Here is an 18,555-nt window from a genome sequence, read left to right as displayed (position 1 = left end):
TGCAATTAAGAGATAAAATGATATCAAGAATAAAAAAGCTCCAATTAAAAATTGGAGCTTTACTAAATTATTTAAAGTTTAATTTTACAACCCTCCTTTTAATTCATCTTGCCATTTTTCAAGTTCTTTCCATTTGCCTTCTGCGGCCATTTTAGATTGGGCTGGCCAAGTTTTAGGATTGTGAACCCTATAACGCGGTCCAGCATTATCTAAAATCTTTTGTAATCTACTAACTTCGGCTTCAGACAATTGTACAAAGCTCCATATTCCATCGTCATTTAGTAAACCTTTGATCTTTGGACCAATACCTTCTACTTTGGTCAAGTCATCCTTAACAGAATCATCCTCCTTAGTAGGGACTACGGCTGCAGCTAATGAGGCAGTAGTGGCTGCCGCACTTGCTGCCAGTGTACTTTTTTCTTTACGGCAAGCTGCTAAATCTGCTTCCAAGCTTTTTATTTTAGCTGAATAGTCTATTGTATCATTATCATCACCGAAAAGTTTTGATAGTAACCAACCTAAAAGTAACCCTAATATAAAAGCTCCTAATAGCCATAAAAACCATGGCCAAAACATATCTGAACCATCGCATGCTGTAGTATTTATTTGTAATGCTAACATAATTTTATTTTTTTAATTGTTGATTTATTTAATTTCTAACTCTACCCTTCGGTTTTTCTGCCTACCTTCTTCGGTATCGTTTGATGTGATAGGGTTGTTTTCACCTTCTGTTCCAACAGAGATCCGGTTATCTTCAACTCCTAATTTTACCAGAATCTTTTTTATTTCTTTGGCTCTTATCAAGCCTAGCCTCATGTTATATCCAGGTCTGCCTTTATTGTCGGTATGTCCTGTCAACGTTATTGTTTTTTTATTTCCTTTAAGGTTTTCGGCCACATCTTTCAAGTAATTGTTAATGTTTTCATTCTCCAGCTTTTTAGCAGAGTTATAAGGGAAATAGATTAACGTTTTATTATCAATTTCCTTAATGTTATCATTTCTTACTTTCCAATCTAGAATAGTACCACCAAAAGGAGCTGTTTTAGCATCTTTAGCATTGGAAATCAATTTACTGTCAATTTCCATTCTTTCCATTGGAATGGAATCAGATAGTATTTCTCTTACAGCATTAGCCCTTGCTAAACCAATATTTTTAAAGGAAGTGTTGTTGGTTTCGTCTTTATAATATGGGCCAACTATTCTTAAAATTTTACCTTCAGCATCAGCTGATTGTATTACATTTTTCTTGTTGGGCCAAAGGTCATTTGTTATTGGCTTGTCAGAATTCCAATTATAGACTAATGGGCCGTATTTGACCTCATCAACCACTGGTGTTACATTTTCTTTTGTTTCAACTTGCACAGCGTTATCGCAACAGAGCATGGTTTCTTTGTACCATTTCCAGCTAAACCATGCCAAAATAATAAACAAAAGAAATAGCAATAATGCTAAAAATTTCTTCATGTTATGTAGTTTTAGTTAATATTTAGTTTTGTTAAAAGTAAGCAAAAATTTTATAAGAGTATAATTTTGAACAAGATAGCTTTATTTTTTAGCAGCTTCAACCAACTCTAATTGATTGGTATTTGTTTTTGTGGTGAATAATCCGTAGTTGATGGTAGCAATATTTTTTTCAATTTTATCGATAGTACCAACTGATTTTCCATCGGGTAACCTTACCCTGTCATTAATTTTAAATTTGTAATCTGCTTTTGCTTTCTCTTCCTTTTTTTCAATTGCCGCTTTCTTTTTTCTAATCTTTTTTACTTCAACTAACACTTCATTTTTTGTTTCGTTTAGCTTCTTCTCGATTGTTTTTTTAGCCTCAACTTCCTTTTTTTTCTGAACTTTGGTCTTTTTCTGTGGCTTATTTAATTTGGTATATTTAGTTTTTTCAATTAAAATCCATTTCATGAAATCAGCAAGTAGTTTTTTCTTGTTGTTGGTCTGAAAATATCTATTGCTCATTTCATTTACTTTTCTGCCAATGGATAACATTTTTTGGTTATTATCATATAGTTCTTGGAAACTTTCCAGTTTTTGTTGAATTTTTTGTTCTTTTTCGGAAAGATTCTCGGTATGAGTTTTTGCCCTGTTTTGCTCTTTTTCTAAGTTTTCTGAAGTTCTTTGTAATTTATTACGCTCTTTTTGAAGTTTAGATATTGTTTTGTCTAATCGTATTTTACCTCTTTCTACTTTCTTTTTTGCCCTGTTTATTAAACGGAACGGAATACCATTTTTTTGAGCCACTTCAAACGTAAAAGAGCTTCCGGCTTGGCCGATAAATAATTTAAATAACGGTTCTAATGTTCTCTCGTCAAATTGCATATTGGCATTGGTAACGTTTTCCAGCTCATTGGCCAACACTTTTAAATTGGAGTAATGTGTGGTAATTACACCAAAGGCATTCTTATTGTAAAATTCCTCTAAGAATATTTCGGCCAGTGCACCGCCCAATTCTGGGTCACTTCCTGTACCAAATTCATCAATTAAAAACAATGTATTTTCATTACACTTACGTAAGAAGTTACGCATGTTTTTTAAGCGATAGCTATAAGTACTCATTTGATTTTCAATAGATTGATTGTCACCTATGTCGGTTAAGATGGTATCGAAAAAATACACCTCACTACGTTCGTGAACGGGAATTAGGATTGCCGACTGCATCATAACCTGCAATAGACCTATCGTTTTAAGTGTAATACTTTTTCCGCCTGCGTTGGGACCCGAAATAACAATAATTTGTTGATTTTGATTAAGCTCTAAGGTCTGAGGAACAGTGTCGATATTCTTTTTTGTGTTACTTTCTAATAGTATAGGATGATAGGCATTTCTCAATAATACCTTTTTTTCATTAGAAATTTTTGGAAGTAGTCCATCTATTTTTTGTGCGTAATTGGCCTTGGCCGCAACCACATCTAAATGACTAAGGTAATTTTGATAATATTCTAACACGCCATTATAAGGTCTAATTTGGTTGGTTAGTAGTTTTAAAATTCGAACTACCTCTTGCTGTTCCTCATAAATTAAATCCTGTAACTTTCTATTCAGCTTTAAAGTTGCTTCAGGAGCAATATATACAATACTTCCAGTTTTGGAATTACCGAGCAACGCACCTTTTACCTTTTTTCTATGCATGGCTTGCACAGCCAAAACCCGTTGATTGTCAATTACAGATTCCCTAATTTCATCTAAATAATCACTAGCAGCATAGTGGTTTAAAGCTTTGGTAAAACTATTACCAATTTCACCTTTTGCTTTGCTTATTTCTTTACGAATACTTTTGAGTTCATTACTGGCATCGTCCGATACTTCTCCAAAGCGATTGATTATTTTATGAATGCTCTCATGGATTATTTTTGTGTCCTCAATTTTTTGTGAAGCTCCAAAAAGTGTAGGAAAATATTCAGCAAATTTTTTAAAAAAGGAGCGTAATTCAATAACGGATTCAGATATTTTAGCAATTTTCTGAAATGCATTAGGCTCTAAAAAACTATTTTCTATACCTAATAAATGAATTTCTTTTGTAATTTCATCAAACTGATGGTTTGGTATTCTGTTTTCATTTTCAAATGAGGCTAAATACTCGTTTGTTTGTTGTAATTGGTCGGTTAATTTTAACTTATTTTGAATAGGTGTAATTTCCAATACCGTCTTCCTTCCTAAATCGGAATGACAATAAGCTGCAATGCTGTTCAACACAACGTCAAACTCTAAATCTTTAAGTGTTTTATGGGTAATTTTACTGCTCAAAATTGTATTTTTGGTAAAGAACTGATTTAAACTTTTTCCATTTGCTAAAAAAATTATTCTTTTTCGCCCACTTTTTGCCTTTTTTTCTTTACTTAGCTCTGCTATGCAACTCAAAAAAGTCTTCAATTGGTCAAAAAAGATCTAATTTTCGCTTAAACGTGAAAAGTTTAAATCAGTTCTAAACAAAAGTAACTAAAAAATAGTCTAACACTGAATGTATGAATGTAAAAATAGCTGAAAGTTGGAAACCAGTTTTAGAGCAAGAATTTAATTCCGAGTATTTTAAAAACTTGGTTTCTTTTGTAAAATCTGAATACAAACAATTTACGTGCTACCCTAAAGGAAAAGACATTTTTGCAGCTTTTGAGTATTGTTCATTTCACGATTTAAAAGTGGTAATTATTGGTCAAGATCCCTATCATGGCGTAGGGCAGGCTAATGGTTTATGTTTTTCTGTAAAAGAAAACATACAAATACCGCCATCACTACAAAATATCTTCAAGGAAATTGAAACAGATTTGGGTTTAGCAATTCCCCCAAACGGCAATTTAGAGCGTTGGGCTAAACAAGGTGTTTTATTATTAAATGCAACATTAACTGTTAGAGCCCATCAAGCAGCTTCGCACCAAAATAAAGGTTGGGAGACTTTTACAGATGCTGTTATTTCACAAATTTCGGAGCAAAAAGAAAATGTTGTTTTTTTATTATGGGGTGGCTTTGCCAAGAAAAAAACAAGATTAATTGCTAAAAGCAAACACCATATCTTAACTAGTGGTCATCCTTCTCCGTTAAGTGCAAATCGTGGTTATTGGTTTGGTAATAATCACTTTAGTAAAACCAATTCTTTTTTAAAAAATAAAGGTTTGCAAATTATTAATTGGTAATTTTTATGGATTTACTAGAATTAATAAAGTTTTTAACAGAGCAAATCAATTAATAATTGTAAATTCGCGTGCAATTAATTGTTATCTAATTTTAATTGCACATGAGTATTCAAAATTCAAAAATCGTTGGTGAAGGTTTAACCTATGACGACGTCCTTTTAGTCCCAGCCTTTTCAGAAGTACTACCACGTGAAGTAAATATACAGTCAAAATTCACTAGAAATATTACTATAAATGTCCCAATTGTGTCCGCCGCTATGGATACGGTAACCGAAAGTAGAATGGCAATTGCCATGGCACGCGAAGGAGGCATAGGGGTACTTCATAAAAATATGACTTTAGAGCAACAAGCCATCAAAGTACGTAAAGTGAAGCGTGCCGAAAGTGGAATGATTATAGATCCGGTAACTTTACCTTTAACCGCAACAGTAATTGATGCAAAAAATAATATGCGAGAGCATAGCATTGGTGGTATTCCTATTGTAGATGATAACGGAATGCTTAAAGGAATTGTTACCAACAGAGATTTACGCTTTGAGCATCAAAATGATAGACCCATCGTAGAAGTTATGACTAGTGAAAATCTAGTAACTGCACCAGTAGGAACTTCTTTAAAGGATGCTGAAAAAATATTACAACAAAACAAAATTGAAAAGCTTTTAATTGTAGAAGGAAACAAATTAGAAGGCTTAATTACTTTCAGAGATATAACTAAAGTAACACAGAAACCTATTGCTAACAAAGATAACTATGGAAGGTTGCGTGTAGCAGCGGCAATAGGTGTAACACCTGATGCTATTGATAGGGCTGAGGCACTGATAAATGCAGGGGTAGATGCTCTTATTATTGATACCGCTCATGGTCATACCAAAGGTGTGGTTACTGTACTAAAAGAGATTAAAAAGAGATTTAGAGATATAGATGTTGTGGTTGGTAATATTGCAACACCCGAAGCTGCAAAATATTTGGTAGAAGCTGGTGCTGATGCTGTTAAAGTTGGTATTGGGCCCGGTTCTATTTGTACTACAAGAGTAGTGGCTGGAGTTGGTTTTCCACAATTTTCAGCTGTTTTAGATGTTGCCGAAGCTATAAAAGGAAGCGGCGTACCTGTAATTGCGGATGGTGGAATCCGTTATACGGGAGATATTCCTAAAGCGATTGCCGCTGGTGCAGATACGGTTATGTTAGGTTCATTATTAGCGGGAACAAAAGAGTCTCCAGGTGAAACGATTATTTATGAAGGTAGAAAGTTTAAATCCTATCGAGGTATGGGTTCTGTTGAAGCTATGAAGCAAGGAAGTAAAGATCGTTATTTTCAGGATGTTGAAGATGATATTAAAAAGCTGGTACCCGAGGGAATTGTAGGTCGTGTACCCTATAAAGGTGATTTGTTTGAAAGCATTCATCAATTTATTGGTGGATTACGAGCGGGGATGGGGTATTGTGGAGCTAAAGATATCGAGACACTAAAAACTACTGGAAAATTTGTTAAAATTACTGCTTCAGGTATTAACGAAAGCCATCCACATGATGTGATGATTACCAAGGAATCCCCTAATTATTCAAGACGATAAGACCATATATTCTACGAAAAAGTCAAAAAACGGGAATTTTAGTACAAAAAGTGTAAAATAACAAAACCTTTTGAAGTAAATTATACTTTTATTAAAGAAGGCACGTTATTTTATTGCATTTAATTCCCATTCCGTAGTTTTATGAAAATTTTACAATTTTCTTAGCTGCGGAATGTTCTTTTATAACGTGCCTAGACTTTAAAGATATTTTTGTAAGGGTTTGTTTTAGCAAACAATTATTTGACAATATACGCTTTTTTTATATAATCTAATTTAGGAAAAGTAGATTTTAAATAAGAATTACCAGATTTTTGAATAGAGTCCTGCTTTCTTCCAGGTTTTTCTCCATAAACATCATAAAAGGATTTTACCACATCCATTCCGTTTGTAACTTCTGCAATTACCGGAAATCCAGTAACTCCGCTATAAAATATAGAATCTAATCTAGCATTGTTTTTTAAGTTAATAAATAACTGAGTGTCTCTAGTTTCCTTTCCGCCTCTGGCAAATGCTATAGTCCCTTCAGCATTACTTTTTTTGACAGCTTCGTCTGGTACCTTATAACTGCTCCAAGCTTTATTTAAATCGGCGTTATCATGGATGCCGAACTGTACCACAAAATTAGGAACAACTCTATACAAAGCAATATCGGTATAAAAATCAGTGGAAATCAGTTGATATAATCTATCTACGGCTTTAGGTGACCATTCGCGATGAGCTTCAATATCAAAATTACCTTTTGTGGTTTCAAAACGTGCCTTAAATACAGCGGGTGCTTCCTTTTTTAGCCATTTGTCCTTTACTATTTTTTTGCCACAGGCACTTGGTACAATTAGTAGTAGTATTAAAGCTGTATAAACAAATAATCTCATCAGTAGAATTTTAGTTAAAAAGTTATCCGCAAACTTATTAAAATTCTCTTGAATAGTTGATAAATGAACAGTTTAAAGTAGTTAGGGTTTTATTCAGAGGCTTCGGCTTCATCAACTACTACAGCCAGTTTATTTCCAAAAGGGCTGATAGCCAATCTTGTAATACCGTTTAATCCATAGGTTGATAATGAGGCAAATTCTACCCAAGTTTTATCGGTACCAGGTTTTAATTTATATAATTTATCACCTTTACCCATAATCATAGTTCCGTCTGGTGTCCAAGCTAAATCTTGTGCACCTTCTAGGGGGTCTGCAATATATTCTTTATCACTGTTTATCGGATCTATAGAATAAATTTCTGGATCTTCATGTTCTAAGCTAATAATACTTAACAGTTCTGTATTGGGTATTTTTAAGATAGATCTGCCAATATTTTTATCAATAGGGTACTTTATCTTATATTTTAGATTTGAAACTTCTAAAGAAGAAGGATCACCTATTACAAAAGAAGCCAACATTTTTTTAGAAATCCAGACATGGTAACCCACACGTAAATTCTCAATTAGTACTTCTTGTTTTTTGCCATTGAATTTGTAATTCCAAAGCAGTTGACTACCATCTTTTTCTAATCTAATAGCCGTAAAATATTTTTTATCAGGGGTTTGAATAGGAGAGTACTCGCTGGCGTCAGTTTCCGTCAGCCATACATTTACATTATTCTCTATATCATAAAGTGCAATATCTGTTTGCCCATTGCGTGTTGAGGAATATAAAACGCCAGAACCATCATTTAAAAAAGAAGGCTGGTTATCATATCCTTTATTGTCAGAAATATTTACAGGGTTATCAAGCACAATAATGCTGTCACCTTGAACAAAATCAAATAAATAGATTTCTGTATCGGTTTGGCTGAAACCATAGTTGGCAAATGCAAACAACAAACAAAGTATTTTTATTTTTTTACTCATATTTTATCTATAGATATTTCTTTTTAGTTTGTATTAAAAAAGAAATACAAGATTATTGATTTTAAATAAGTCGTTTAGTTTAGAAAATGGGTTCAACAAATATAGATATAATTTGAATTGATTCGCGATTTCAAAATTGTTATTTTCCTACCAATCCTTAACAGTATTTGTTTTATTTTTTTAGATTACAATAACTTTGCCAAAATAAAACGGAAATTATATAAATAAATTTTACCGTTAGTTCTTTTAATTTGTTTAAGTCTTCAATTTATAAATAGAAACAATGATATATAAAAAAAGTCATTTCAATACTAATATTAAAATGACTTAAAGATTGGTTGGTTGATTGCACTTTGCGGTTATTTTAAAAAATAACCTAGATTCGTTGGTTGTTACTAAACTAAATTAAAACATTTTTTTAATTAATACCTTTTCAGGTACTGTCTCCTTAATAACGTCATAGTCAGTCAATTTATTTTGAATACTATTAATTAATTTAGATGAAATAGTTTTTTTTCTATTCCATTTTGTCAAGGATAACCATGTTTTAACATCCTCTATTTGAAGTTGATAACGTTTAGAAAATAGCCTAATTAATTGCTCGTTTTCCAGAGCGTTTTCAAAATAGTCGAGTTGTTTGTTAATTACTTTAATAATTGTTTTTATAGCTTCTGATTCATCTTCTAATGTACTATTACGAACTGCAATTACAAAACAAGGCCAGGGAGTTTCAATATTATCAATTCTTCTAAAAGTACCATTATCAACATAGGGTTTGGTCATAAAATGTTCCCACATAAAATAATCGGCATTACTATTGGTTAGTGCGTTTACACCTCCATCCAAATTTTTAATTGGGACATATTCTAATTGGTCAATATTAAAACCTTGCTTTACTGCATTTACTTTTGCCATTAAATGTGAACCTGACCCGTACCTACTAATTGCAATTCTAGCGTTTTCAAGAGCTGCCACGGAGTAAAAATTAGAACTTTTTGCAACGTGAATGCCCCATAATAAGGGAGAATTAACATACACTTTTACAATTTTACTGGGATTGCCTGCTATAATATCTTTAATGATGCCTTCGGTTAAAATAACGGCAGCATCAATACTCCCATCACGTAAAGCAGAACACATTGCACCTGTACCACCTGGAAATTCTTTCCATTGCAAATCAATACCTTTATTTTTGAATTTGTGATTTTCTATGGCCAAATGCCAAGGTAAATTAAAATGTTCCGGCACACCACCAATGGTTATTTTTTGCATAATTTAATTAACTTATTTAGGGTGTACTTAATTAGGTTTTCAATCGTTTCAGCTGGATTCTCGCTAAAAGTGCCATTTGCTCTATTGGCAATAATGGCGTTCATGGAGAGGGCTTCATGGCCTAATAATTTTGCCAAGCCATATATAGCCGCAGTTTCCATTTCAAGATTGGTTATTTTTAGGTCTTTATATGTAAAATTATCAATTTTTGAGTTTAATTCTTGATCTTGTAGTTTTAACCTGAGCACCCTGCCCTGTGGGCCATAAAAACCATTTGCAGTTGCTGTAAAACCATTAAAAGTTGTGTTACTTGATATTATTTTTTCTAAAGTAGCACTCCCTTTAACAATATAGGGTCTGGCTTTTCTTTTACTCCAATTGGTATGTTTTATAAAAGCATCTTCAATGTCATTTTCAAGAATATGTTCACAATCATAAGCATGTAGAGTACCATCCATTCCTAATCCATAGGTTGATAATACAAAACTATCTACGGGAATATGTCTCTGTAACGATCCAGAAGTGCCAATACGTACAATAGAAAGTTTTAGATGCTCTTTTTTTATCGTTCTGGTTTTTAGGTTAATATTTACCAAAGCATCCAATTCATTGAGTACAATGTCAATATTGTCAGGACCAATACCAGTCGAAATTACAGATAATTTTTTCCCTTTATAAACTCCTGTGATAGTTTTAAATTCTCGCTTTTGAGTTTGAAAAGTGATGGTATCAAAATGTTTGGCAACTTTAGCAACTCGATCCTGGTCACCAACAAAAATGATTGTATTAGCAATGTTTTTAGGTTTTAGGTTAAGGTGATATACGCTACCATCTTTATTTAAAATTAGCTCAGAGGGAGGTATTGGCTTAGGGTTTGCAGTTTTAGATTTCACGTTCAATCTTAGAAGTTTTAACTATTGTATTTATAATTTTTGTAGACTGTTTACTGATTTAACCTCCTACACGTTTCACAGCAAAGCCTTTTTGTTTTAAAAGTTCCATAATCTTATCTCTTAGGTCACCTTGAATAATAATTTTATCATCTTTAAAACTACCGCCAACACTAAATTTAGTTTTAATTTCTTTAGCCAGTTTTTTAAAATCTGAGGTTGCACCAGTATAACCTTCTAAAATGGTAATAGGCTTCCCTTTGCGTTTTTCATATTTGCAAATAATGAGATCGTCTTGTAGCCAAATATCACTTTTTTCTTTTGGTTTTTCTACTTTTTCAGGTTTATGATCTGGAAATAAATTTTTTAATTGATCTTGTAAATCCATGCAATTTATACTTACTACTTTTTTATCAATCCTAATTCAATCAAACGTTCATTTAAAAACTCACCAGCAGTAATATCTTCATACAATTTAGGGTGCTCATCGTCAATGCAATTTTCTAGACAGTTTAATGGCATTTCACTGATTGGATGCATAAAAAACGGAATAGAATAGCGTGAGGTTCCCCATTTTTCCCTTGGTGGATTTACCACACGGTGTATGGTGGATTTTAACCGGTTATTGGAATGTCGTGAGAGCATATCGCCAACATTGATAACCAATTCATCAGATTCAGCAATGGCATCTAACCACTCGCCTTTATGATTCTGTACTTGTAAACCACGGCCTTGGGCTCCCATTAACAGCGTAATTAAATTAATGTCACCGTGGGCTGCAGCTCTAACTGCATCTTTGGGCTCACTGGTAATTGGTGGGTAATGTATGGGTCTTAAAATACTATTGCCATTTTTAACATAATCATCAAAATAATGTTCATCTAAGTCTAAGAATAGAGCCAATGCCCTTAGCACAAAAACACCAGTTTTCTCCAACATTTTGTAGGTTTCCTTACCAACGTTATTAAATTCAGGTAATTCGTTGACGGATACATTATCTGGGTATTCTTCTTTCAATTTAGGATTGTCTTCAACATATTGGCCAAAATGCCAAAACTCTTTTAAGTCACCTTCCTTTTTCCCTTTAGCACTTTCCTTACCAAAAGAAACATAACCACGTTGGCCACCAATACCTTCAATTTCATACTTGCGTTTAGTTTCTGTTGGAAGAGCGAAGAATTTTTTAATTTCACCGTATAAGTCATCAACCAAGCTGTCGCTTAAAAAATGCCCTTTTAATGCAACAAAGCCTATATCTTCATATGCTTTACCAATTTCATCAACAAATTTTTGTTTTCTTTTTGGATTATTGGATAAGAAATCTGATAAATCTACGCTTGGTATATTTTGCATAACATATTTTTTAGAGTAGTAAAAATAAATAAAAATTATTATTTCGCCTTTTTATAAAGCGGAATTAAGTAGGAAAGTGTGTAATTAAATCCAAATCCTGAATTATTTAAAAACACACGATTAAACCCTGGAACAAATAAGTTTTTAAAATTATCTGGTTGTTTTGAGCTGATTATTTTTTTTCCGCTAAAGCTAAATCCTAAATAGATATTGTTAAACAGTTCTGCTTTTACACCCAAAACTATCTCGCCCCACTGGGCATTTAAGCCATTAAACTTTTGCCCTTCTTCAACAGTTCTTAAGTCGTCATAAAACACATCATTATTTATAGTGAATGAGTTTAAGGTCTGGCTAAAAGTACTGAACCCGTAACGAAAACCTACGTAAATCATGTTTTCCATATCTAACCAGTTTTCGTAAGCATTATAGTCAACACCCAATTTAATGTAAGTACCATTAGTTGTAAAATTGATAAAATCTTCATCGGTAGTATTGTCCATATAGCCTAACTCTGCAGCGACAAAGTATTTCTTAGAAATTCTATAATCACCAACAATTTCTAATCCTTTCCTAGTATTATCAAAAGCCGTATGAATAGGATTATACAAATCTGCACCTACACGTAACCCATACTTATTCAAGTAGATAGTGTCTTTTTGTTCAGAGCCGATGCCTTGCGAAAAAGAAATCGTAACCCAAAGTAAAAACAGTATGTTAATGCAGTATTGTAACATGTGCTTCGGTTTCATTTTCAATTTCGGTTTGATTTACAACCAAACTGTTTATCCATTTATCGGTATCATTAAAATCTCTGTTAATACTAACATTTTTAAAAATGGATTTATAACCACATGACCTGCCTACAAATACATCTTCTGCCTCATAATTTACACGGATAGTGTCTCTATTGATTAGGTTGTTATCTTTACTATCAGTAGTTAATACGATTGTGGTTTTTATTTCATAAACATTTAAAGGAATTCCTATAGAATCAGTTCCTATAGTGTCTAGACTTTTATTTATATCTAGAATTTCAATAGCTAAGTTGTTTACCGATTTTTTTGTTTCGGATTCATCAACATCATAAAACGTAATAACTAATTTTGGAGTAATCGGGTCGATACAAATTTCATCACGTTCACAACTTGAAAGCACAATAATAATAGTCAATACTATGAGCAAAAATGTTATGCTTCTTTTCATATCTATTGATTTTGTACTAAAATTAGTTTACCTCTAAACATGCTTTTACAAAAGCCACAAATAATGGGTGTGGGTTTAAAACGGTACTTTTATATTCTGGATGATATTGTACACCTACAAAATAAGGATGGTTTGGTATTTCAATAGTTTCAACCAGTTTTGTTTCTGGATTAACACCTGAAATTATCATGCCAGCTTTAGTAATTTCATCCAGATAATCATTATTAAATTCATAACGATGTCGGTGACGTTCACTTATCATTTCAGTTTTGTAGGCGTCATAAACTTTGGTGTCTTTTTCTAATTTACAATCCCACGCCCCTAAACGCATGGTACCACCCATATTAGAAATGTTTTTTTGTTCTTCCATTAAATCGATAACAGGATGGGGTGTTTCTTTATCCATTTCAGTAGAATTAGCATTTTCTAATCCTAAGACATTTCTTGCAAATTCAATAACAGCCATTTGCATGCCTAAACAGATTCCTAAAAATGGAATATTATTTTCCCTTATGTATTGTATTGCTTTTATTTTTCCTTCAACTCCTCTAAGTCCAAAACCAGGTGCTACTAAAACACCATCTAGTCCTTTTAATTTTTGAGCGGCATTCTCTGTAGTAAGACTTTCAGAATGAATCCAATGCAAATTCACATTGATTTCTTGAGAAGAACCTGCATGGATAAAAGCTTCAGATATTGATTTATAAGCATCCTGCAATTCAACGTATTTACCTACTAAACCAATTTCAACGGTATGCTTTGGGTTTTTATGTTTACGCAAAAACTCATTCCATTGATTTAGGTTTGGTGGTGTATCTGTAGAGAGCTTTAATTTTTTTAATACTACATTATCCAGCCCTTCTTTAGACATGAACACAGGTACATCATATATAGTTTTAGCATCAATTGACTCTATTACATCTTCTTGTTTGACATTACAAAAAAGAGCTAATTTTCTTTTAATATCTTCAGAAAGATGGTGCTCTGTTCTGCATACTAAAATATCAGGATTTATACCACTCTGCATTAACATTTTTACCGAGTGTTGCGTAGGTTTTGTTTTCAATTCGCCCGCAGCAGATAAGTAAGGAACTAAAGTTAAATGGATTACCACAGCATTATTATCGCCAAGTTCCCATTCTAATTGACGTACAGCTTCAATATAAGGTAATGATTCAATATCACCAACAGTACCACCAATTTCAGTAATTATAATATCATATTCACCGGTATTTCCTAATATTTGAATTCTAGATTTAATTTCATCGGTAATATGAGGTATAACCTGTACGGTTTTACCTAAGAAATCACCACGGCGTTCCTTGTCTATAACCGATTGGTAAATTCTACCTGTTGTAACATTATTGGCCTGTGAGGTAGGGATATTTAAAAACCTTTCGTAATGTCCTAAATCTAGATCGGTTTCGGCTCCATCATTTGTAACATAACATTCGCCATGTTCATAAGGATTTAATGTTCCAGGGTCAATGTTTATATACGGATCCAATTTTTGTATGGTTACCGAGTAGCCTCTTTCTTGCAACAATTTTGCCAATGATGCGGCTATTATCCCTTTTCCCAACGATGATGTTACGCCTCCCGTTACGAAAACATATTTGGTATTGCTCATGTACTATTTGGTTTTGTCAAAAGTACAAACTCTAAATGTAATGACAAATGAAAATTGTGGGAATGTTTTTTTAAAAGAATTTAGAGAATAAAAGTGTATTTACACTTAAAACCAATTAATCTTGCAAAGCAAATACCTTTTGCAAAATAGCTGTTGTACGAGAAGAAATTTTAGTCCTAATTTCTTTTTCCTCAACAGCAATCATCGTATAAACACCATTTAACGCTTCTTGTGTAACATAATTTGTTAAATCAGGATTTACCTTTTTTACAAACGGAATAGTATTGTATTTGTTAATTAAATCTGACCAAATTTTATCTGCTCCAACTTTGTCAAAAGAAGTTTTAATAACGGGTTCAAACTTGTTATATAAAGCATCTGAAGTACCGGATTTCAAAAACTCTGTAGCGGCATTATCTTCTCCCAATAAAATGTTTTTGGTATCTGTAAATGTTATTCCTTTTACGGCATCTACAAAAATAGGAGTAGCTTCACTTACTGCGTCTTCAGCAGCTCTGTTGAGTATTTTTACCCCTTCATCAGCTAACTTACTTAAACCTATATCTCTTAGTGCTTTGTCAACTTTTTTCAGTTCATTTGGTAAACCTATTTTAACCAAATCATTTTTATAAAAACCATCTTCTAGCGTTAATTTTTTTACTTGCTCATCTATTCCTTTATCCAAAGCTTGTCGTAAACCACTTGCAATATCGGCATTGGTTAAAGTGCCATTGGGTAATTCATTAACTACTTGTTGTAATTCTGCACAAGAACTAAAGAAAACAATAACAATAAAGAAAAAAGTTTTATAATAGATTTTAGTCATAACTTTGAATTATATGGTATTAGAATTTAAACGCCGATACTACCGGTAATATTTTATTGTCAAAATCAAACAAAGCTTGATTCTCCCATGGAGAGCCATTTTTTGCTTCGTTACCATTGAATGCAACAAGTTCTCCGCCCCAATAACAAAAGCCAATTCCTTTTTCTGTTGCCATAATTAATTCTTTAATTTTGAGTATAAACTCTTTCTGTCCTTGTGGCGATGCTTGATATTGCGGTAAAATTTGTTCTTCCAAACCAACAATATTGTTAGTCCAATCGTTCCAGTCTAACGTAAACGGATAGGCGGTTTCAGCAATCAGAATTTCTTTTTGATATTTTTTACTTAATTGTGAGAGGGTAGCCTTAACATTATTCAAATTTTTACTGTGCCAAATAGGATAATAGGATAAGCCAATATAATCATAATCAACTGTTTTAACTTGATGAAAAAACCAATCAGCATTTTCAATTCCGGCAAAATGAATCATTATTTTTGTATCCGCTGAAATGTCTCGAACTGCTTGAGTACCTATATCTAGAATTTCTAAAAACTGATTTTTATTAGTGTTAATATCTCCATATGGTAAAAGTAATCCGGAATTTATTTCATTGCCAATTTGTATAACATCAGGTTTTATTTCAGTCATAATCCTGCGGGTATAATGGTAAACACTATCCTTTAGTACTGAAAACGTAATGTTTTGCCAATTTTTTGATGGGTTCTGATTTCCTGGATCGGCCCATGTATCAGAATAATGTACGGTAAGCCAAACTTTTAATCCTGAATTATGTAGTTGGTTAGAAAATGATTTTACTTCTTCAAAACTTGAATGTTTGTTCTCTGGATTGTTCCAAACTCTAAGTCTAACGGTATTTACTCCATTGTTTTTAAGAATAGAAATAGCACTTTCTGAGTTATTGTCATTGTTGTAAAAAGTAATATTTTTTGATTCAATTTCAGGTAAAGAGGATAAGTCAACTGCACTAATATACTCAGTTTTTGGTTCAGGTTCTATGTTGGGTTTGGGGTTATTAGTGGTACAGGAAAAAAATAATAAAAGAGTTATAAAAACAATGTACTTCATTCTTTTTTACTGAAAAGATTGTTCATATGGTTTAGACTTGCACTAATATCAAAATATAAGCCCTTGATTTCATATTCATTTTCTTCTAAGGTCAAATAATCATAATGATCAGTAAGGCTCTGTTTGCCTCCAAATTTATAGCCTAACAGATTTAACAAACTATATTCATGAGTTGGACTGATAACATAATAAGCGGTTTCTTTTGAGTGACCATCACCTGAGCTTAACATTGCATCGGTGATAATTCTCATTTTCGTATAATCTTTTAAAAGGTTTATAGAATCATTCATTTGCTTTTCGGCATAAATTTTATAGTTAATTGCCTTTAAACTAAATGGATTATATCTTAACAAGGAATCAGAAAACTTTACAATATTTTTTAAATCATCAGGACTATAATTTTTCTTTTTTAAAGTGATTCTTAAACTGTCTGTATAATCAGACCGTGTGTAGGGTGAGTAATTTTTTTGATGGATAAAACCATAATACAGATGCCTTTTCTCCTCCAATGTCATTGTAGTATCTGCATTGCTAAATTTTTCTACCAATTTTGGGTAATAAAGATTTGAGGTTTTTTGAGCGATGTTCTTTTTTATCTTATCATAATGAGGTTTCTTAATAGTTGAATTTTGAGCAAAACCTATTGTTATGCAAAGCAATAAAATGCAGAAAAATATTTTTTTCATAGCTAATGTGTAACCTCCTATATAATACGAATTTACAATATTTTTAATAGAATCACCAAAAATGTAAAATATTATTGAATTTTAGATTAGATTTGAGCCTTAAAATATGAATACGTTAATGCAACAGATTACCAATACTATTTTAATGGTTCGTCCGATAAAATTTAGGATGAACGAACAGACTGCGGTCAATAATTATTTTCAAGAAGATATTGATTTAAAAAACAGTGAAATAAATAAAGAAGCTCAAAAAGAATTTGACGCTTTTGTTGAGAAATTAAGAGCTAAAGGGTTACATATTATTGTTGTACAAGATGTTGAAAGTCAAGATACTCCAGATTCTATCTTTCCAAATAATTGGGTTTCTTTTCATGAAAATGGTGATGTTGCCATTTATCCGATGTTTGCCGAAAATAGAAGGTCAGAACGTAGAGAAGACATTTTTGACATAATAGAAAAAGAAGGATATGTCATTAATAATATTGTAGATTATACTGCTGCCGAAGAAGAAAACATCTTTTTAGAAGGTACTGGCAGTTTGGCTCTGGACAGAAAGCATAGAAAAGCATATTGTGCATTATCGCCGAGGGCAGATGAGGAATTGATTATTGAATTTTGTGAAGACTTTGAATACACTCCAATTATTTTTACGGCATACCAAACTGTTGAAAATGAAAGGCTTCCTATTTATCATACCAATGTAATGATGTGTTTGGCAGAAACCTTTGCCATTATTTGCTTGGATTGTATTGATGATAAAAAAGAACGGAAAAACGTACTAAAACAGTTAAAAGAGGACGGTTTAGAAGTTATTGCAATTACTGAAGAACAAGTTGCCAGTTTTGCGGGTAATATGTTGCAAGTAAAAGGAAATGACGAAAAAAGATATTTGGTAATGAGTGAGGCTGCACACAAATCTTTGACCACTGAGCAGATTACTAAAATCAATACCCATTGCGAAATATTATCTAGCCCAATTGATACTATTGAAACTTGTGGAGGAGGAAGTGCCAGATGTATGATGGCGGAGGTGTTTTTGCCTAAAATTGTTTGAAATTAATCAACCCTTACACTTTCAGGAACCAATATTTTATAATCACCATTATTTCTAATTACGTCTCTAACGATAGAGGAGGAGATATATGATGTTTTTGCTGAGGTTAATAAAAACACTGTTTCAACAGGTGCTAAATCTCTATTGGTATGTGCAATAGCTTTTTCAAATTCAAAATCTGCTGGGTTACGCAAGCCACGCAATATAAATTTCGCATCTATTTCTTTGCAAAAGTCAACCGTTAATCCTTTGTAAGTAACCACTTTTACTTTCGGAAATTCTTTAAAGGCATCTTCAATAAATTGTTTACGTTTTTCTAGAGAAAACATATATTTTTTTTCGGCATTAATACCAATAGCCACAACTACTTCATCAAAAACTTTAACACCACGTTCAATGATGTCGTAGTGCCCTAGGGTTAAGGGGTCAAAAGATCCAGGAAACAATGCTCGTTTCATATTTTGGGTTTGTTAGTTTGTAGTTTTTCTGTTCTCATGTTCTAT

General features: G+C 32.6%; 19 protein-coding genes. 3 read left to right on the top strand and 16 right to left on the bottom strand.

From position 1 onward, the window contains the following. Positions 1-84: 84 nt before the first annotated feature. The 3 genes from U5A88_RS10750 to U5A88_RS10740 form a co-directional block, all read right to left on the bottom strand. The gene (locus tag U5A88_RS10750; RefSeq protein ID WP_354206304.1) at positions 85-621 is read right to left on the bottom strand and encodes a hypothetical protein; all 537 of its coding nucleotides are present in this window, start codon (positions 619-621) and stop codon (positions 85-87) included. Positions 622-645: 24 nt separating this feature from the next. Next, the gene (locus tag U5A88_RS10745; RefSeq protein ID WP_354206302.1) at positions 646-1,464 is read right to left on the bottom strand and encodes an OmpA family protein; all 819 of its coding nucleotides are present in this window, start codon (positions 1,462-1,464) and stop codon (positions 646-648) included. An 81-nt stretch (positions 1,465-1,545) separates the two neighbouring features. Beyond that, the gene (locus U5A88_RS10740) at positions 1,546-3,753 is read right to left on the bottom strand and encodes an endonuclease MutS2 (RefSeq protein WP_354206300.1); all 2,208 of its coding nucleotides are present in this window, start codon (positions 3,751-3,753) and stop codon (positions 1,546-1,548) included. Between the two features lie 218 nt (positions 3,754-3,971). On the opposite strand from U5A88_RS10740, the gene U5A88_RS10735 reads away from it, so the two are divergent. Further along, a complete protein-coding gene (locus tag U5A88_RS10735) occupies positions 3,972-4,637 on the top strand; it encodes a uracil-DNA glycosylase (RefSeq protein ID WP_354206298.1) in 666 nt (221 codons plus the stop codon). 101 nt (positions 4,638-4,738) lie between these two features. Next, positions 4,739-6,211: an IMP dehydrogenase gene (gene guaB, locus U5A88_RS10730; RefSeq protein ID WP_354206296.1), complete on the top strand. Its 1,473-nt coding sequence runs from the start codon at positions 4,739-4,741 to the stop codon at positions 6,209-6,211. Positions 6,212-6,447: 236 nt separating this feature from the next. Here the strand turns inward: guaB and U5A88_RS10725 are convergent, their stop codons facing one another. The 12 genes from U5A88_RS10725 to U5A88_RS10670 form a co-directional block, all read right to left on the bottom strand. Then, positions 6,448-7,083 carry a peptidylprolyl isomerase gene (locus U5A88_RS10725; protein WP_354206294.1) on the bottom strand — a complete coding sequence of 212 codons (636 nt, stop codon included), beginning with the start codon at positions 7,081-7,083 and terminating at the stop codon, positions 6,448-6,450. An 89-nt stretch (positions 7,084-7,172) separates the two neighbouring features. Next, positions 7,173-8,051, bottom strand: coding sequence for a TolB family protein (locus U5A88_RS10720; RefSeq protein ID WP_354206292.1), 879 nt, complete (start codon positions 8,049-8,051; stop codon positions 7,173-7,175). A gap of 405 nt (positions 8,052-8,456) precedes the next feature. Next, positions 8,457-9,323, bottom strand: a complete 867-nt coding sequence (locus tag U5A88_RS10715; protein ID WP_354206290.1) for a substrate-binding domain-containing protein — start codon at positions 9,321-9,323, stop codon at positions 8,457-8,459. Then, the gene (locus U5A88_RS10710; protein ID WP_354206288.1) at positions 9,311-10,222 is read right to left on the bottom strand and encodes a nucleoside phosphorylase; all 912 of its coding nucleotides are present in this window, start codon (positions 10,220-10,222) and stop codon (positions 9,311-9,313) included. The genes U5A88_RS10715 and U5A88_RS10710 overlap by 13 nt, the downstream gene beginning before the upstream one ends. A 52-nt stretch (positions 10,223-10,274) precedes the next feature. After that, positions 10,275-10,601 (bottom strand): translation initiation factor, encoded by a 327-nt coding sequence (locus U5A88_RS10705; protein ID WP_354206286.1) that lies wholly within the window; start codon positions 10,599-10,601, stop codon positions 10,275-10,277. A gap of 14 nt (positions 10,602-10,615) precedes the next feature. Then, positions 10,616-11,566 carry an isopenicillin N synthase family dioxygenase gene (locus U5A88_RS10700; protein ID WP_354206284.1) on the bottom strand — a complete coding sequence of 317 codons (951 nt, stop codon included), beginning with the start codon at positions 11,564-11,566 and terminating at the stop codon, positions 10,616-10,618. A 38-nt stretch (positions 11,567-11,604) separates the two neighbouring features. After that, a complete protein-coding gene (locus tag U5A88_RS10695; RefSeq protein WP_354206282.1) occupies positions 11,605-12,315 on the bottom strand; it encodes a DUF6048 family protein in 711 nt (236 codons plus the stop codon). Continuing rightward, positions 12,281-12,769 (bottom strand): DUF6452 family protein, encoded by a 489-nt coding sequence (locus tag U5A88_RS10690; RefSeq protein ID WP_354206280.1) that lies wholly within the window; start codon positions 12,767-12,769, stop codon positions 12,281-12,283. Before U5A88_RS10690 ends, U5A88_RS10695 begins: the two co-directional genes overlap by 35 nt. Before the next feature lie 22 nt (positions 12,770-12,791). Continuing rightward, a complete protein-coding gene (locus U5A88_RS10685) occupies positions 12,792-14,399 on the bottom strand; it encodes a CTP synthase (protein ID WP_354206279.1) in 1,608 nt (535 codons plus the stop codon). Positions 14,400-14,514: 115 nt separating this feature from the next. Next, on the bottom strand, positions 14,515-15,225 hold the full coding sequence (locus U5A88_RS10680; protein WP_354206277.1) for a DUF4197 domain-containing protein: 711 nt from the start codon (positions 15,223-15,225) through the stop codon (positions 14,515-14,517). A 19-nt stretch (positions 15,226-15,244) separates the two neighbouring features. After that, complete coding sequence (locus U5A88_RS10675; RefSeq protein WP_354206275.1) at positions 15,245-16,312, bottom strand: glycoside hydrolase family 53 protein; 1,068 nt, start codon at positions 16,310-16,312, stop codon at positions 15,245-15,247. Next, positions 16,309-16,998, bottom strand: coding sequence for a DUF4919 domain-containing protein (locus U5A88_RS10670; RefSeq protein WP_354206273.1), 690 nt, complete (start codon positions 16,996-16,998; stop codon positions 16,309-16,311). Before U5A88_RS10670 ends, U5A88_RS10675 begins: the two co-directional genes overlap by 4 nt. 118 nt (positions 16,999-17,116) lie before the next feature. Here U5A88_RS10670 and ctlX point away from each other — a divergent pair, with 118 nt between their 5' ends. Beyond that, positions 17,117-18,052, top strand: coding sequence for a citrulline utilization hydrolase CtlX (ctlX, locus tag U5A88_RS10665; protein WP_354208175.1), 936 nt, complete (start codon positions 17,117-17,119; stop codon positions 18,050-18,052). Between the two features lie 2 nt (positions 18,053-18,054). Here ctlX and coaD read toward each other — a convergent pair whose 3' ends face one another. Next, positions 18,055-18,510 carry a pantetheine-phosphate adenylyltransferase gene (coaD, locus tag U5A88_RS10660; protein WP_354206271.1) on the bottom strand — a complete coding sequence of 152 codons (456 nt, stop codon included), beginning with the start codon at positions 18,508-18,510 and terminating at the stop codon, positions 18,055-18,057. Positions 18,511-18,555 lie beyond the last annotated feature (45 nt).

This window comes from Aureibaculum sp. 2308TA14-22 (assembly GCF_040538665.1).
Classification (GTDB): domain Bacteria; phylum Bacteroidota; class Bacteroidia; order Flavobacteriales; family Flavobacteriaceae; genus Aureibaculum.
This window is presented reverse-complemented; position numbering and strand designations above follow the sequence as displayed.

Coding starts and splice junctions, on each gene's coding strand:
- U5A88_RS10750 (WP_354206304.1), bottom strand. CDS start 621: ATGTTAGCATTACAAATAAATACTACAGCATGCGATGGTTCAGATATG.
- U5A88_RS10745 (WP_354206302.1), bottom strand. CDS start 1,464: ATGAAGAAATTTTTAGCATTATTGCTATTTCTTTTGTTTATTATTTTG.
- U5A88_RS10735 (WP_354206298.1), top strand. CDS start 3,972: ATGAATGTAAAAATAGCTGAAAGTTGGAAACCAGTTTTAGAGCAAGAA.
- guaB (WP_354206296.1), top strand. CDS start 4,739: ATGAGTATTCAAAATTCAAAAATCGTTGGTGAAGGTTTAACCTATGAC.
- U5A88_RS10725 (WP_354206294.1), bottom strand. CDS start 7,083: ATGAGATTATTTGTTTATACAGCTTTAATACTACTACTAATTGTACCA.
- U5A88_RS10720 (WP_354206292.1), bottom strand. CDS start 8,051: ATGAGTAAAAAAATAAAAATACTTTGTTTGTTGTTTGCATTTGCCAAC.
- U5A88_RS10715 (WP_354206290.1), bottom strand. CDS start 9,323: ATGCAAAAAATAACCATTGGTGGTGTGCCGGAACATTTTAATTTACCT.
- U5A88_RS10705 (WP_354206286.1), bottom strand. CDS start 10,601: ATGGATTTACAAGATCAATTAAAAAATTTATTTCCAGATCATAAACCT.
- U5A88_RS10700 (WP_354206284.1), bottom strand. CDS start 11,566: ATGCAAAATATACCAAGCGTAGATTTATCAGATTTCTTATCCAATAAT.
- U5A88_RS10695 (WP_354206282.1), bottom strand. CDS start 12,315: ATGAAACCGAAGCACATGTTACAATACTGCATTAACATACTGTTTTTA.
- U5A88_RS10690 (WP_354206280.1), bottom strand. CDS start 12,769: ATGAAAAGAAGCATAACATTTTTGCTCATAGTATTGACTATTATTATT.
- U5A88_RS10685 (WP_354206279.1), bottom strand. CDS start 14,399: ATGAGCAATACCAAATATGTTTTCGTAACGGGAGGCGTAACATCATCG.
- U5A88_RS10680 (WP_354206277.1), bottom strand. CDS start 15,225: ATGACTAAAATCTATTATAAAACTTTTTTCTTTATTGTTATTGTTTTC.
- U5A88_RS10675 (WP_354206275.1), bottom strand. CDS start 16,312: ATGAAGTACATTGTTTTTATAACTCTTTTATTATTTTTTTCCTGTACC.
- U5A88_RS10670 (WP_354206273.1), bottom strand. CDS start 16,998: ATGAAAAAAATATTTTTCTGCATTTTATTGCTTTGCATAACAATAGGT.
- ctlX (WP_354208175.1), top strand. CDS start 17,117: ATGCAACAGATTACCAATACTATTTTAATGGTTCGTCCGATAAAATTT.
- coaD (WP_354206271.1), bottom strand. CDS start 18,510: ATGAAACGAGCATTGTTTCCTGGATCTTTTGACCCCTTAACCCTAGGG.